This is a genomic window from Rhodococcus sp. NPDC003348 (genome assembly GCF_053589375.1).
Genome location: NZ_JBSFRT010000002.1, coordinates 190,858 through 205,157, shown reverse-complemented (window position 1 = coordinate 205,157; position 14,300 = coordinate 190,858). Strand labels below are relative to the sequence as shown.

13 protein-coding genes are annotated in these 14,300 nt (G+C 69.5%); 3 read left to right on the top strand and 10 right to left on the bottom strand.

The annotated features are described in order from the left end of the window. Window positions 1-7: 7 nt before the first annotated feature. The 5 genes from ACWDU4_RS02380 to ACWDU4_RS02360 form a co-directional block, all read right to left on the bottom strand. Window positions 8-652, bottom strand: a complete 645-nt coding sequence (locus ACWDU4_RS02380; RefSeq protein ID WP_450112231.1) for a potassium-transporting ATPase subunit C — start codon at window positions 650-652, stop codon at window positions 8-10. 6 nt (window positions 653-658) lie between these two features. After that, the gene (gene kdpB, locus ACWDU4_RS02375; protein ID WP_450112230.1) at window positions 659-2,770 is read right to left on the bottom strand and encodes a potassium-transporting ATPase subunit KdpB; all 2,112 of its coding nucleotides are present in this window, start codon (window positions 2,768-2,770) and stop codon (window positions 659-661) included. Next, a complete protein-coding gene (gene kdpA / locus ACWDU4_RS02370; RefSeq protein ID WP_450112229.1) occupies window positions 2,767-4,467 on the bottom strand; it encodes a potassium-transporting ATPase subunit KdpA in 1,701 nt (566 codons plus the stop codon). The genes kdpB and kdpA overlap by 4 nt, the downstream gene beginning before the upstream one ends. A gap of 4 nt (window positions 4,468-4,471) precedes the next feature. Further along, window positions 4,472-4,570, bottom strand: coding sequence for a potassium-transporting ATPase subunit F (locus ACWDU4_RS02365; RefSeq protein ID WP_450112228.1), 99 nt, complete (start codon window positions 4,568-4,570; stop codon window positions 4,472-4,474). A 286-nt stretch (window positions 4,571-4,856) separates the two neighbouring features. Next, entirely contained in the window at window positions 4,857-5,516 is a 660-nt protein-coding gene (locus ACWDU4_RS02360; protein WP_450112227.1) for a pyridoxamine 5'-phosphate oxidase family protein, read from the bottom strand. Between the two features lie 77 nt (window positions 5,517-5,593). Between ACWDU4_RS02360 and pdxR the strand changes: the two genes are divergently transcribed. Beyond that, window positions 5,594-7,066 (top strand): MocR-like pyridoxine biosynthesis transcription factor PdxR, encoded by a 1,473-nt coding sequence (gene pdxR / locus ACWDU4_RS02355; protein WP_450112226.1) that lies wholly within the window; start codon window positions 5,594-5,596, stop codon window positions 7,064-7,066. Here pdxR and mutM read toward each other — a convergent pair. From mutM to ACWDU4_RS02335, 4 genes are read right to left on the bottom strand one after another with little or no spacing between them, the layout of a single operon-like run. Then, window positions 7,002-7,868, bottom strand: coding sequence for a bifunctional DNA-formamidopyrimidine glycosylase/DNA-(apurinic or apyrimidinic site) lyase (gene mutM, locus ACWDU4_RS02350; protein WP_450112225.1), 867 nt, complete (start codon window positions 7,866-7,868; stop codon window positions 7,002-7,004). The genes pdxR and mutM overlap by 65 nt on opposite strands. A 4-nt stretch (window positions 7,869-7,872) precedes the next feature. Next, window positions 7,873-8,643: a ribonuclease III gene (rnc, locus tag ACWDU4_RS02345; RefSeq protein ID WP_450112224.1), complete on the bottom strand. Its 771-nt coding sequence runs from the start codon at window positions 8,641-8,643 to the stop codon at window positions 7,873-7,875. Window positions 8,644-8,648: 5 nt separating this feature from the next. Further along, window positions 8,649-8,831, bottom strand: coding sequence for a 50S ribosomal protein L32 (rpmF, locus tag ACWDU4_RS02340; protein WP_450112223.1), 183 nt, complete (start codon window positions 8,829-8,831; stop codon window positions 8,649-8,651). Window positions 8,832-8,833: 2 nt separating this feature from the next. Continuing rightward, a complete protein-coding gene (locus ACWDU4_RS02335; protein ID WP_450112254.1) occupies window positions 8,834-9,412 on the bottom strand; it encodes a YceD family protein in 579 nt (192 codons plus the stop codon). Between the two features lie 315 nt (window positions 9,413-9,727). Here ACWDU4_RS02335 and ppk2 point away from each other — a divergent pair, with 315 nt between their 5' ends. Together ppk2 and ACWDU4_RS02325 are read left to right on the top strand one after the other, a co-directional pair. Beyond that, window positions 9,728-10,621, top strand: coding sequence for a polyphosphate kinase 2 (gene ppk2, locus ACWDU4_RS02330; protein ID WP_450112222.1), 894 nt, complete (start codon window positions 9,728-9,730; stop codon window positions 10,619-10,621). A gap of 8 nt (window positions 10,622-10,629) precedes the next feature. Further along, window positions 10,630-13,416, top strand: a complete 2,787-nt coding sequence (locus ACWDU4_RS02325; protein WP_450112221.1) for a cation-translocating P-type ATPase — start codon at window positions 10,630-10,632, stop codon at window positions 13,414-13,416. Window positions 13,417-13,463: 47 nt separating this feature from the next. On the opposite strand, the gene ACWDU4_RS02320 is transcribed toward ACWDU4_RS02325, so the two are convergent. Then, entirely contained in the window at window positions 13,464-14,228 is a 765-nt protein-coding gene (locus ACWDU4_RS02320) for a DivIVA domain-containing protein (RefSeq protein ID WP_450112220.1), read from the bottom strand. Between the last annotated feature and the right edge of the window lie 72 nt (window positions 14,229-14,300).

The window sequence follows — 14,300 nt, the reverse complement described above, 5'->3', positions numbered from 1 at the left end:
CCCGCCATCATCCACCCGCGGTCGCACAATCCGGTGCCGTGAGCCCGAGCGCGAGGTTCAGTTCGAGCACGTTCACCCGCTCCGCGCCGAGGAAGCCGAACTGGCGGCCGTCGGTGTGCGCGTCGACGAGGGCACGCACCCTGTCCTCGCTCAACCCGTTGACCTCGGCGACGCGGCGCACCTGCAGCTCCGCGTACGCGGGGCTGATGTGCGGGTCGACACCGGAACCGGACCCCGTCAGCGCGTCGACCGGTACCCGATCCGGCGACACGCCCTCGCGGTCGGCGATCGCCGTGCGCCGGGCATCGACGAAACCGGCCAGGATCTCGCTGCTTGGCCCCTGATTGGTGGGTAGGGCGACGGCGGGGTCACCGGGCGCGAACGGGTCGTCGTCGGAGACGGACCCGGTCACCCGGGGATGGAAGAACCGGTCCGGCTCCCCGGCGGACACCTGCGGGTCGATGCCGATCCACCGGCTGCCGACCACACACCCGGTGGCGTCGCGGACGGGTGAGCCCTCAGCCGATCCGGACGACAGGCGCCCGATCCCCCACACGGCGGCGGGGTACGCAATGCCGAGTACCACGGTCAATGCGAGCAGGACGGCAAGTCCCGCTCCGACCTGACGCAGAAATCCGATCGTGAATCGCATGGTCACTCACCCAATCCCGGGGATCAGTCGGACGACGAGGTCGATCAGCCAGATGCCGATGAACGGCGTGACGACACCGCCGATTCCGTACACCAACAGGTTCCGTCCGAGCAGCTTCGAGGCGGTCGCCGGCCGGTAGCGGACACCCTTGAGCGCCAACGGGATCAACGCGATGATGACCAGCGCGTTGAACACCACCGCGGACACGATCGCCGACTCCGGCGTGGCCAGACGCATGATGTTCAGCGTGTCCAGCTGCGGATAGATCACGCTGAAGAGCGCGGGGAGGATCGCGAAGTACTTCGCCAGGTCGTTGGCCAGCGAGAAGGTGGTCAACGCGCCGCGGGTGATCAGCAACTGCTTGCCGATCTCGACCACCTCGATCAGCTTGGTGGGGTCCGAGTCGAGATCCACCATGTTCCCCGCCTCCTTGGCGGCGGAGGTTCCGGTGTTCATCGCGACCCCGACATCGGCCTGCGCGAGCGCGGGCGCGTCGTTGGTGCCGTCGCCGGTCATCGCGACCAGCCGGCCACCACTCTGCTCGCGGCGGATCAGCGCGAGCTTGTCCTCCGGGGTGGCCTCGGCCATGAAGTCGTCGACCCCGGCCTCCGCCGCGATCGCCTTGGCGGTCAACGGGTTGTCGCCGGTGACCATCACCGTCCTGATGCCCATCGCCCGGAGTTCGGCGAACCGCTGTGCGATACCGGGCTTCACGACGTCGGCGAGCTTGATCACGCCGAGCACCCGCACCCCGTCCGGCGACGCGTCGGCCACCACCAGCGGGGTGCCACCGCCTGCGGCGATGTCGCCAACCGTGTCGGTGACTGCGACGTCGGCGGCTCCGCCCTGCGCGCTCACCCACCCGAGGACGGCGTCGCCGGCACCCTTACGGATCTGCCGGACCTCATCCGTGTCGGCCCGCATGTCGAGCCCACTCATCCGGGTCTGCGCGGTGAACGGCACGAACTCCGCCGCCTTCTCGGCCTCGGTCGGGTCCGCGGACAGGCCGAACTCGGTGGCGCACAACTCGACGATGCTGCGCCCCTCCGGGGTGCCGTCGGCCAGACTGGACAGCCGCGCCGCGGCCGCGAGGTCGACGGCGTCGACGCCCGGTGCCGGGTACAGGGCGGTGGCACGACGGTTGCCGAAGGTGATGGTGCCGGTCTTGTCCATCAGGAGGGTGTCGATGTCGCCTGCGGCCTCGACCGCCCGGCCGGACATCGCCAGCACGTTGCGCTGGACCAGCCGGTCCATGCCTGCGATGCCGATCGCCGAGAGCAACGCGCCGATGGTGGTCGGGATCAGGCACACCAGCAGGGCGATCAGCTTGATCGGGTCCTGCTCGTGGCCCGCGTACAGACCCATCGGCCCGATCGCGACGACGGCGAGCAGGAAGATGATCGTCAGCGACGCGAGCAGGATGTTCAGCGCGATCTCGTTGGGTGTCTTCTGCCGGGCCGCGCCCTCGACGAGAGCGATCATCCGGTCCACGAAGGACTGCCCGGGGGCGGCGGTGATCTCGACGACGATCCGGTCGGACAGCACCACGGTGCCGCCGGTGACGGCACAGCGGTCGCCGCCGGACTCGCGGACCACGGGCGCGGACTCACCGGTGATCGCGGACTCGTCGACGGTGGCGATGCCCTCGACGACGTCGCCGTCACCGGGGATCACCTCACCGGCGACGACGACCACCCGGTCCCCCACCCGCAGATCGGTCCCCGGGATCGACTCGATCGACCCACTGTCGGTGATCCGGTGGGCGGTGGTGTCCTGTTTGACCTTTCGCAGGCTGGCGGCCTGCGCCTTTCCGCGGCCCTCGGCGACGGATTCGGCGAGGTTCGCGAACAGGACGGTGAACCACAACCAGCCGGCGACCACCCACGCGAACACGGACGGGTCGGCGAGCGCCATCACCGTCGTCACCACCGAGCCGACGAACACCACGAACATGACGGGATTGCGGGCCAGGTGGCGGGGGTCGAGCTTGCGGACCGCGCCCGGCAGCGCGGTCACCATCTGCCGGGGGTCGAACAGGCCGGCCTTGACCGGCGTGGAATCCGGACCACCGTCGGGTCCGGGGAACGTCCGGGGACGTTCCTGGATCTTCACGCTCATTGCAGAGCCTCCGCGATCGGGCCCAGCGCCAGGGCCGGGAAGAAGGTGAGTGCAGCCACCAGAACGACGGTGCCGGTGAGCAGTCCGGCGAACATCGGTCCGGAGGTGGGCAGTGTGCCCGCGTTGGGTTCGGAACGCTTCTGTGCGGCAAGCGATCCGGCCAGAGCCAGGACGAAGAGGATCGGCAGGAACCGGCCGAGCAGCATGCAGACCCCGAGCGAGGACTGGAACCAGTCGCTGGTCACGGTGAGCCCGCCGAAGGCGCTGCCGTTGTTGTTCGACGCCGACGCGAAGGCGTAGAGCACCTCGCTGAAGCCGTGGATTGCCTGCGGGGTGCCGGGATCCCCGGAATTGCCGAGGTATCCGATGGTCGAGCCGAGGATCACCGTGATCGAGGTGCCGATCAGCACCAGGGCCGGCATCACCAGCACCGACAGTGCGGCGAGGGTGATCTCCCGCCTGCCGAGCTTCTTGCCGAGGTACTCGGGGGTGCGACCGACGAGCAGTCCGCCGACGAACACGGCGATGATCGCCAGGACGAGGATGCCGTACAGGCCGGTGCCGACACCGCCGGGGGCGATCTCGCCGAGCAGCATGTTCAGCAGAACCGCACCGCCTCCGAGCGGCGACATGCTGTCGTGCGCGGAGTTGACCGCGCCGGTGGATGTTCCGGTCGTGGTGACCGCGAACAGCGCGCTGCCGGGGATCCCGAACCGGACCTCCTTGCCCTCCATCATCGCGCCGGCCGCGGTCGCGGCCACGCCGCGCGTGCCGGACTCGGCGGCCAGCGTCACCGCGAGCAGGCCGCCCCACAGCACGCCCATCACCGCGAGCAGGGTCAGTCCCTGCTTCCGGTCGCCGACCATGGTGCCGAAGGTCCGGGTCAGGCACACCGGGATCAGCAGGATCGCGAGGATCTCGACGATGTTGGTGACCGGGGTCGGGTTCTCGTACGGGTGCGCGGAGTTCGCGGCGAGAATGCCGCCGCCGTTGGTGCCGAGTTCCTTGATCGCCTCCTGCGAGGCCACCGGCGCGAGGGCGTTGGTGACGACGTTCCCGTCCAGTCCGGTGGACTCGAATCCGGTCCGGAAGGACTGGATCACGCCCTGACTCAACAGGATCAGCGCGATGACGAACGAGATCGGCAGCAGGATCCGCAGGCAGCCCCGGGTCAGGTCGACCCAGAAGTTGCCGATCTCGCCGCCCCGGGACACCCGGACGAAGCCGCGGATCAGGGCGACCGCGACGGCCATGCCGACCCCGGCGGACACGAAGTTCTGCACCGCCAGCCCGAGCGGCTGGGTGAGGTTGCTCATCGTGGTCTCGGGCGCGTAGGACTGCCAGTTGGTGTTCGCCACGAACGAGGCCGCCGTGTTGAACGCGACCGCGGGGCTGACCCCCTCGAGTCCGCCGCTCAGCGGTAGCACGCCCTGGATGCGCTGCAGGAAGTACAGGAAGAGCACGCTCGCGGCGGAGAAGCCGAGGAGCGAACCGGCGTAGCCGTACCAGGTCTGCTCTGAGCGGGCATTGATCCGGCAGAGCCGGTAGAGGACCGTCTCGATCCGCAGGTCGCGGGATCTCAGGTTTGCATCGGTGGTGTAGACCTTGGCCATGTAGTCACCGACGGGGACGTATGCGATCGCGAGCACGCCGACGACGAACGCGATCTGCAGTCCCGCTGCGAGTGCGGGATTCACAGGTCTAGAACCTTTCGGGGTCGACGAGCGCGACGAGCAGGTAGAGCACCAGGGCGGCCGCGAGCACGATCAGCACCACGCTCAGCACGCCCGCGGCCGTCACCGGTTCGCCTTCATCTGCAGCCCGCGCAGCACGGCCGCGCAGACGGCGAAGGTGCCGATGATCAGCATCACGTAGGCCAGATCAGCCATCACGCATTCCTCTTCACACTGCAAAAGGGCCGCCGTCCGTCGGCGCGCCCGACCCGTTCAAGGGCCACAGTGCAGAGTGCTCCCGGAATTGCCTGATTTCCTCGCCCCTGACGAGTCGCTGACACCGCGACCAGGAGACGTTTACGCGATCCTTACGTCCTCCCCGGCCCGTGCGCGATTTTCACCCCGACGGCCGTTCACTCACGGGCGGCGCGGCCGCGGACGAGCCTGTGGACGGACGGCGGTACGGTCGCGTCGTCGCCGACCCAGGGCGCCCGGATCGGGGCGTCCGCGACCGTGCGCAGCGGCACCACGCCGGCCCAGGTGTCCGGATCCGCGTCGCCTTCGCTCGGGGGCGCGGACCGCACCTTGACCGTCCATTTCCCGTTCTCGATCGGCAGCGCGATCGTCAGTGTCGCGGCGAGCTCCTTCCGCGTCGACGGCCGCACCTCGCCGCTGCGACCCGGGATCAGCGCATCCGACAGGGCGATCAGGGCGGCTTCCGCGTCGTCGGTCCCGACCGGGACGAGTCGGCCGCGCACCACGGCGGACCGGTAGTTGGCGGACGAGTTGAACAGGTTGTCGGCCAGGACGATTCCGTCGAGGTGCGTCACGCACAGTGACGCCGGGGCGCCCGCCGCGACGTGGCGCAGTGCCCCGGCGCCGGTGGATCCGTGCAGCAGGATCCGGTCGCCGGTCCGGGCGTAGAGCATCGGCACCACCCAGGGAAGTCCGTCGACGACGGTGGCGAGCGTGCCGAATGCAGAGGCGTCCAGGACCGCGTCGAGGTCGGCGCGGTCGGCGCTCGCGCGTTCGGGCAGTCTGCGGATACGCGAGAGTTCGAGGTCGGTCGTCATGCCTCCACTGTCGCCCGATACCGGTCCGCGCTCCAGATCCAGTTCTGCGGATATTCGCAGACCAGTATCCTGCGGGAGTGAGCCGGACAGCGACGCCCTCGACACTGCACCTCACACTGGAGGACAGCGGCGAACCGCTCCGCCGCCGCATCGCCGGTGCCGTGGTCACCGCGTTGCGCAGCGGCACGCTCGGGCCAGGGGACCTGCTGCCGTCGAGCCGAGCGCTCGCCGCCGAACTCGGTGTCTCGCGCACGGTCGTCGTCGACGCCTACGACGAACTGGCCGCCGCGGGCTTCGTCGACACCCGCGCGGGATCCGGAACCCGCGTCGCCGCGGGCGCGGACGCCGCCGCCCGCGCCGGCGTCACCCCGCACGTCACCGGCGGGGCCGCGCGGGAATCCGCTCCGCGCACCGGACTCCCCCACACGATGCTCGACCTGTCCCCCGGCTACCCCGACACCGCCCTGGTCTCGTCCCGCGACTGGAAGGCGGCGTGGCGTGCGGCCGCAGCCGCTCCGGTTCCGAACGGCGTACCCGGGCCGAACTCGAATCGACGGCTCCGCGAGGCACTCTCGGGGCACCTCCGCCGCACCAGGGGCATCGCGGCGAGTGCCGACGAGATCGTCGTGGTACCCGGCGTCGCCGCCGCGCTGCGAACTCTGGTCACCGCGGCCGGCCTCGCGGGACGGCAGGTCGCGTTCGAGGATCCCGGATACACGAAGGCTAGGCTGGCAATCGAGGCGGCGGGCTGCCGCATCCGGCCGGTACCGGTTGATGCCGACGGACTCGACCCGGAGACGATCCGCGCGGCGGATGTGGCGGTGTATTGCACTCCCGCGCACCAGTACCCGCTGGGTGCCCGGATGCCTGCGACACGGCGTGCGGCGCTGGTGTCCGACGCGGCCGAGGCCGGGCGACTGCTCATCGAGGACGACTACGACGGCGAGTTCCGGTACGGCGTGGCGACATTGCCCGCCCTGCGCGCGATCGAGGGCGGACATGACCACGTCGCCTATGTCGGAACGGCATCGAAGATCCTCACGCCGTCGGTGCGCCTGGCGTGGCTCGTCCCGCCCGCAAGGCTGCTGCCCCGGATCCACGAGGCACTGGCGGTCAGCGGCGAGGCGGTCTGCGCGATCACCGCGGACGCGTTCGCCGGATTCATCGAATCCGGTGCGCTCACCCGGCATCTCGCCCGGTCGTCGCGGACCTACGCGGCGCGCAGGCACGCGTTCGTCGAGGCGCTGCGCGCGTACCTGCCGGACGTGCACCCACTCGGCGTCGAGGCGGGACTGCACGTCGCACTGCGGTTGCCCGACGTGGCGGACGACGGCGCCGTCGCCGAGGCGATCGCGCGGCGAGGTCTCGCGGTTCGGGCGCTTGCCGCGTACCGGGTGGACACCACCGGCCCCCGAGGGTTGCTGTGCGGCTACGCGCGGCTACCGGAATCGCGCGCCGACGATGCCGCGGCGGTGATCGCGGATGTCATCCGCGCACGGACCGCGGGCGCGGCTGACATTTCGGGCAGCTGTACGACGAGCGGTTCATGAACTTCTCCCGCCGGATCGGCGCCCCGCACCGCGGGCAGGGCTCGTCCTCGCGACCGTAGGCGGACAGCGAACGATCGAAGTAACCGGATTCGCCGTTGACGTTGACGTACAGGGCGTCGAAGGACGTGCCGCCCTGCGCGAGGGCCTCGGACATCACCTCGGTGACCGAGTCGAGCAGGGACCGCACCTGGGGTCGGGTCAGCCGGTCCGAGGGTCGATTGCCGTGAATCCCGCTGCGCCACAACGCCTCGTCGGCGTAGATGTTGCCGACCCCGGACAGCACGGTCTGGTCGAGGAGCACCCGTTTGATCTCGGAGCGTTTGCCCCGGATGGCCGCGATCGCGGCGTCCGGGTCGAAGAGCGGGTCCAGGGGGTCGCGAGCGATGTGTGCGACCGGTTCCGGGACGGCGGTGCCCGCGACCTCCACGAGCGGCGCCAGCGCCCAGCCCCCGAACGTGCGCTGATCGACGAACCGCAACTGCCGGCCGCTGTCGAGTTCCGCGAGGATCCGCAGGTGCTTCTCGCGCGCGACCTCCGGCGACTGCACGAGCATCTGCCCGCTCATCCCCAGATGCACGACCACGGCGAGGTCCCCCGGGTCGACCTCGAGCCACAGGTACTTGCCGCGACGACGCGCGGCGGTGACGGAGAGCCCGGTCAGCCGGGCGACGAGGTCGGGTCCGCCGGGCAGGTGCCGGCGAACCGCCCTGGGGTGCAACACCTCTACGGAGTCGACGCGGGAACCTACGACGTGGGCATCGAGCCCACGACGCACCACCTCGACCTCGGGCAGCTCCGGCACGGGGCTACTCGCTCGCGTCGGAGTCGCCGCCGGAGGAGTCCGACTGCACGTCCGTCAGCGCCTTCCAGGCAGTGCTGGCGGCCTTCTGCTCGGCTTCCTTCTTCGACCGGCCGATACCGACACCGAGAGGCGCACCGGCGACGAGGACCGTCGCGGTGAACTCCTTGTCGTGATCGGGCCCGGTGGAGGTGATCTCGTAGGTGGGTACACCGTCACCGCGTTCGGCGGTCAGTTCCTGGAGGCTGGTCTTCCAGTCCAGGCCGGCGCCGAGCTTCGGTCCCCGCTCGAGCAGGTCCGCGAACAGGGTCAGGACGACGGTGCGGGCGGTGTCGATGCCGTGCTGCAGGTGCACGGCGCCGAGCAGCGACTCCATACCGTCGGCGAGAATGCTGGCCTTGTCCCGGCCGCCGGTCATCTCCTCGCCCTTGCCGAGCAGGAGATGGGCACCGAGACCGCCCTCGCCGAGACCGCGCGCGACCTCCGCCAGGGCGTGCATGTTCACGATGCTCGCGCGGATCTTCGCCAGCTCACCCTCGGACTTGTCCGGGTGCGCTGTGTACAGACGCTCGGTGACGGAGAGTCCGAGGACGGAGTCGCCCAGGAACTCGAGCCGTTCGTTCGTCGGCAGGCCACCGTTCTCGTACGCGTACGACCGGTGGGTCAGCGCGAGCGTCAGGAGTGGTTCGGCCAACTCAACGCCAAGAGCGGCGAGGAGGGAAGCATGCTGTCCCTCCTCGCCGCCGGCGGGAGCTGTAGGGCTCGTACTGCGTGTCACTGCGACTAGACCGCAGCGGTGACCTGACGACCCTTGTAGGTGCCGCAGGACGGGCACGCGATGTGGGGAAGGGTCTTCTCGCCGCAGGCGCGGTTCGGGCAGGTGATGAGGGTGGGCGCAGTGGTCTTCCACTGGCTGCGCCGCGACCGGGTGTTGGATCGCGACATTCTGCGCTTGGGGACAGCCACTTCTACTTCTCCTCGGCTTCGGTGTTCACACGACTCGTGCTGGACTCTGCATCGGCATCGACACCGTCGGCGTCAACCAACTTCCCCGCGAGGGCAGCCCAGCGAGGATCCAGTATCTCATGCCCATGCCCGGATTCTGCAATCGCCAGGCGAATCCCACATTCGGGACACAGTCCCTGGCAATCTTCGCTGCACAAGGGCTGCAGCGGAAGTTCGAGCCCGGCGGCATCGACGACGACCGGCTCCAGGTCGATCAGGTCGTCGACGATCCGATAGACCTCGTCCTCTTCGGTGGTCTCCTCGGTGACGCTGTCCGGGTACGCGAACAGTTCGGTCAGGTAGAGGTAGAGCTCGCCGTCGAACGGTTCGAGGCAGCGCGAGCACTCCCCCTTCGTCGCGGCGCGCACGGTACCGGTGACCAGCACACCCTCGGAGACGGACTCGAGCCGCAGATCGAGTTCGACGTCGGCACCCTCCGGTACCGCGATCAGGTCGAGACCGATCCTCGCCGGCGCGGGCAGCGTCCGGGTGAGCGTCGTCATCGACCCGGGTCGGCGACCGAGCTTGCGGGTGTCCAGCACGAAGCCACCGTCATGCGGACGGGGCGCGGTGGAGCTGTGGGAGGACACGCGAAGCACTCTTTCGTCGAGATGGACAGGTCGTCGAGGCGGACAAGGCCCGCAACGGGCAACCACCCCAGGGTACGCGATGTCCACGCGCACACGAAACCGTGCCCCCACGGGGGCGGCACGGTTCGACCTGCGCCGTCCCGCGACCGGGAGCATGATGTCACCAGCGATTCATCCGAGCCGCGCGGCGAGGGCGCAGTCGACCGGTCCCGACGCGGGTCCCGGCAGACGGTCCCCCACCGGGCCGACGAGGTCGAGGGGTGTTCGGTGGGAAAGAAGCACGGCGGCAAGCACGGTGACAACCACGGTGGCGGCGGCAAGAAGCACGACGGGACCCCGGACTCCAACGGCGACGAGCTCCTCGCGCCGGGCGCCGAGCCGCCACCCGACCGGATGAAGTACAAGGAGTATCGCCGCCTGCTCGTGCCGCTCCAGGCCGAGCTCGTCGCGATGCAGGAATGGGTCAGGACCTCGGGCGCCAAGATCTGCATCGTGTTCGAGGGCCGGGACACCGCGGGCAAGGGTGGGGTCATCAAGGCCATCACCGAACGGGTCAGCCCCCGGGTCTTCCGTGTCATCGCGCTGCCCGCCCCCACCGAACGCGAGAAATCGCAGATGTACATCCAGCGATATGTGCCGCACCTGCCCGCGGCCGGTGAGGTGATCATCTTCGATCGCAGCTGGTACAACCGCGCGGGGGTCGAGCGGGTGATGGGCTTCTGCACCGAGGACCAGTCGCTTCAGTTCCTCGAGGCCATACCAGCGGTCGAGCGCACCATCGTCGAATCCGGCGTGATCCTGCTCAAGTACTGGCTCGAGATCAGCGAGGAGGAGCAGACCCTGCGGCTGCAGAGTCGCATCGACGATCCACGCAAGATCTGGAAGCTCTCCGACCTCGACCTCGAGTCGTACACCCGCTGGTACGACTACTCGCGGGCCCGCGACGACATGTTCCGGCTCACGGACACCGGGTGGGCGCCGTGGTTCCTGGTCAACACGGACGACAAGAAGCGGGGCCGGCTCAACGTGATCAGCCACCTGCTCGACCAGGTGCCCTACGAAACGCCGGAGCATCGCGACGTCGAGTTGCCGCCGCGGCAGTCCCCACACGGTTATCAGCCCACCCACCAGCCGCTGCACTGGATTCCCACCCCGTACTGAGGAGTCCCATGTCCACCACCGAGCACCACTCCGCTCCCCAGGCCGCCGTCGTCACCCCGCCTTCGCCGCCGTGGCACACGCAGGAGGCCGATGCCGTCGTCACGGCGCTGTCGTCCGACCTGCGGTCGGGACTGACGACGGCCGACGCGACGGAACGCACCCAGCGCTACGGCGTCAACGAGATCGCCGCCGAACCCTCCCCCTCCCTGTGGGCGACCGCGCTGAGGCAGCTGCGGGACCCGATGAACCTGATGCTGGTCGCGGTGGCCGTCGTCAGCATCGTCATCGGCGAGATTCCGACGGCGATCGTCGTCGCCGCACTGGTAGTCCTGAACGTGGTCCTGGGCACGCAGCAGGAACTCAAGGCCCGCGCCAGCGTGGACGCGCTGGCGAAGATGCAGACCCCGCAGGCGCGGGTCGTCCGCGACGGGACGCTCGTCGAACTCGATGCGACCGCACTGGTGCCGGGCGACATCGTCGAGCTCGAGGCCGGTGACATCGTGCCGGCGGACGGGCGGCTGATCCGGTCGGCGACCCTGGAAACCCAGGAAGCCGCGCTGACCGGCGAGAGCGCCCCCATCGGAAAGGATCCCGCGAGACTGCCCGACGCCGACATGCCCCTCGGTGACCGCAGCAACATGGTTTTCCAGAACACCTCGGTCACCCGCGGCACCGCCACCCTGGTGGTCACCGACACCGGGATGCACACCGAGATGGGCCGGATCGCCTCGATGCTCTCGGCAGTGGCGCCGAGCAAGTCACCGTTGCAGCGCGAACTGGACTCGCTGACCAAGGTCCTCGGCCTGATCGCGTGGATCGCGGTGGCGATCATCGTCGTCATCGGAGTGGTCCGAGGACAGAGTGTCACGACGGTGCTGCTGCTCGGCATCTCGATGGGCGTCTCCGCGATCCCGACCGGTCTGCCCACCTTCGTCCAGGCGATGCTCGCGTACGGGGCACGTCAACTGGCCGAGGCGAAGGCCGTCGTGAAGAACCTGACCGACGTCGAGACGCTCGGCGCGACCAGCGCGATCAACTCGGACAAGACCGGCACCCTGACGATGAACCAGATGACGGTGCGGTCGCTGTACTTCCACACCCGCTGGTACACGGTCGAGGGCGAGGGCTACAGCAAGTCCGGGAAGATCACCCACGCCGCCGGCGAGGAGGCGCCCGACTTCACGATGCTCGCCTACGGGCTCTGCCTCGACAGCGACGCCACCGTCTCCGATGCCGGGGACGTCGTCGGCGACCCCACGGAGGCGGCACTGGTGGTGCTCGCCGCGAAGATCGGCGTCGACGCCCCGCTCACCCGGCAGGCCTACCCCCGCGTCGCCGAGGTGCCGTTCGATTCCGCCTACAAGTTCATGGCGACGTTCCACCACCTCGAGATCGACGGCGCCACCCGATTCGTGGAGGTGGTCAAGGGCGGACCCGACGTCGTGATCGACCGGTGCACGACCGCGTTCCGGCCGGGCCGGCAGCAGGTCCCGATCGACGAGGTCCGAGACGAGCTGCTTGCGGCGAACCGGGCCATGTCGGAGAAGGGCCTGCGCGTGCTCGCGTTCGCCGCGCGCGACCTCGACGGACAGGAGGACGCGGTCCGCGCCGATCCCATGGGGCACGTCGGGAATCTCACCTTCATCGGCATGGTCGGCATCATCGACCCGCTGCGACCGGAGGCGGTCGACGCGGTGCGCACCGCCCACGAGGCCGGCATCGACGTCCGGATGATCACCGGCGACCACGCGATCACCGCCTCGGCGATCGGCGCGGAACTCGGACTCGGTCCGGGCGCGATCGGCGGAGCCGAACTGCAGGGCATGACCGACGAGGAACTGGCGGCGGCGTTACCGAACCTGCACGTGTTCGGCCGGGTCACCCCGCAGGACAAGCTGCGCCTGGCCGACATCATGCAGCGCTCGGGTGCGGTGGTGGCGATGACCGGCGACGCCGTCAACGACGCCGCCGCGCTGAAGAAGGCCGACATCGGTGTGGCGATGGGCTCGGGAAGCGAGGTCACCAAGCAGGCGGGCAAGATGGTGCTCACCGACGACAACTTCGGGACGCTGATCACCGCGATCCGGTTGGGCCGCAGCATCTACGAGAAGATCGTCTCGTACATCCGCTACCAGATGTCGAAGCTGTTCTCACTGGTGCTGCTGTTCCTCGTCGCGAGCATCTTCAACATCAACGACGGCGTCGCGCTGACCCCGCTGATGGTGCTGTTCCAGCACTTCTTCATCACCCTGTTCCCGGTCGCGGTCATCATGGTCGACCCGGCGCCGCCGAACCTGATGAACAAGCCGCCGCGCGATCCCGCGCTGCCCATCGCCAACCGGCCCGCGTTCATCCAGTGGCTTGCCTACGGCGTTCTGCAGTTTGCGGTCACCCTCGCGGCCATGCTCCTCGCCCCCGGCGAGATGAGCACCACCGAGGCGAACGTTCCGATGACGATGGCGTTCGTGGTGCTCTCGCTCGCGTCGATCTTCGCGGGACTGGTCATGCGACGCGATCCGGAGTCCGGCGTCACCGCGCCGGTGCTCGGCGCGCTGAAGATCCTGTCCGTGCCAGTGGTGGTCACGGTGTTCGCGGTGGAACTCGGCTTCCTCCAGGACCTCTTGATGACGACGTCCCTGACCGGTCGCCAGTGGCTGGCGTGCCTGGGCTGGTCACTGATCGTCCCGGTCGTCGTCGAGGCCGAGAAGGCCGTGCGCCGTCGCCGTCGGGCACACGCGCCCGCCCCGATGTCCGCCGCCGACGCCGTCACGCCCGTCCGCGCACGGGTGCACTGACTCGCTGACGCCGCGCGCGCGGCCACGCGGGTCGGAGCGCCGATCCCTCAGCGCCGCCGGTCGGAGCGCCGGTCCTCCGGCTCGTCGTAGGTCGGAGTGCCGGAGCCGGTGCGCAGTTGCTGCCTGCCCCGGCCGACGGAACGGACGGTGCCGGTGAGGAACTCCTCGAACTCGGCGAGCTTGTTGTCGACGTAGAGATCGCAATCGCTGCGCAGGCGGTCCGATTCGGCGTGCGCGGCATCGATCACCCGCGCCGACTCCGTGTGCGCGGCCTGCACGACCTCGGTCTGCGATACGAGACGCTCCTGCTCGGCCCGTCCCTCGGCGATGAAGCGTTCCTGCGAGGCGCGCCCCGACTCGACCATGCGCTCGGCCTCGTCCGCCGCGCGGCCGGTCACGTCCTGGTACTCGCGCCGCGCATCCGAGACGGTCTGCTCGGCCTCGTCGCGGGCGTCGGCGACCAGTTGCTCGGCGTGGGCCTGGGCCTCGGCGACCATCCGGTCGGCCTTGTCCTTGGCGTCGGCCAGGATCCGGTCGGCGTTGTCCCGCGCGCTCGTCAGTGTCTCGTCGGCCTCGGCAATGGCGGAGGACACGGTCTGCTCGGCGTGCGTGCGCGCGTCACCGACGAGTTTGTCGCGGTGATCGAGCACGTCCTGTGCGTCGTCGAGTTCACCCGGGATCGCGTCGCGCACGTCGTCGAGCAGTTCGAGGACGTCACCTCGCGGGACGACACAACCGGCGGTCATCGGGACACCGCGGGCCTCTTCCACGATCGCGACGAGCTCGTCCAGCGCCTCGAATACCCGGTACACGCCACACCCCAATCCTCGACAGCGGCTTTCACGTCAATCTTGCCGCAGCCCGCGAGCGCGGCGCGACGCCAC

Bases quoted from the DNA above. Each gene is read 5' to 3' on its own strand.
- ACWDU4_RS02380 (WP_450112231.1), bottom strand. From the start codon at position 652: ATGCGATTCACGATCGGATTTCTGCGTCAGGTCGGAGCGGGACTTGCC.
- kdpB (WP_450112230.1), bottom strand. From the start codon at position 2,770: ATGAGCGTGAAGATCCAGGAACGTCCCCGGACGTTCCCCGGACCCGAC.
- ACWDU4_RS02360 (WP_450112227.1), bottom strand. From the start codon at position 5,516: ATGACGACCGACCTCGAACTCTCGCGTATCCGCAGACTGCCCGAACGC.
- ACWDU4_RS02325 (WP_450112221.1), top strand. From the start codon at position 10,630: ATGTCCACCACCGAGCACCACTCCGCTCCCCAGGCCGCCGTCGTCACC.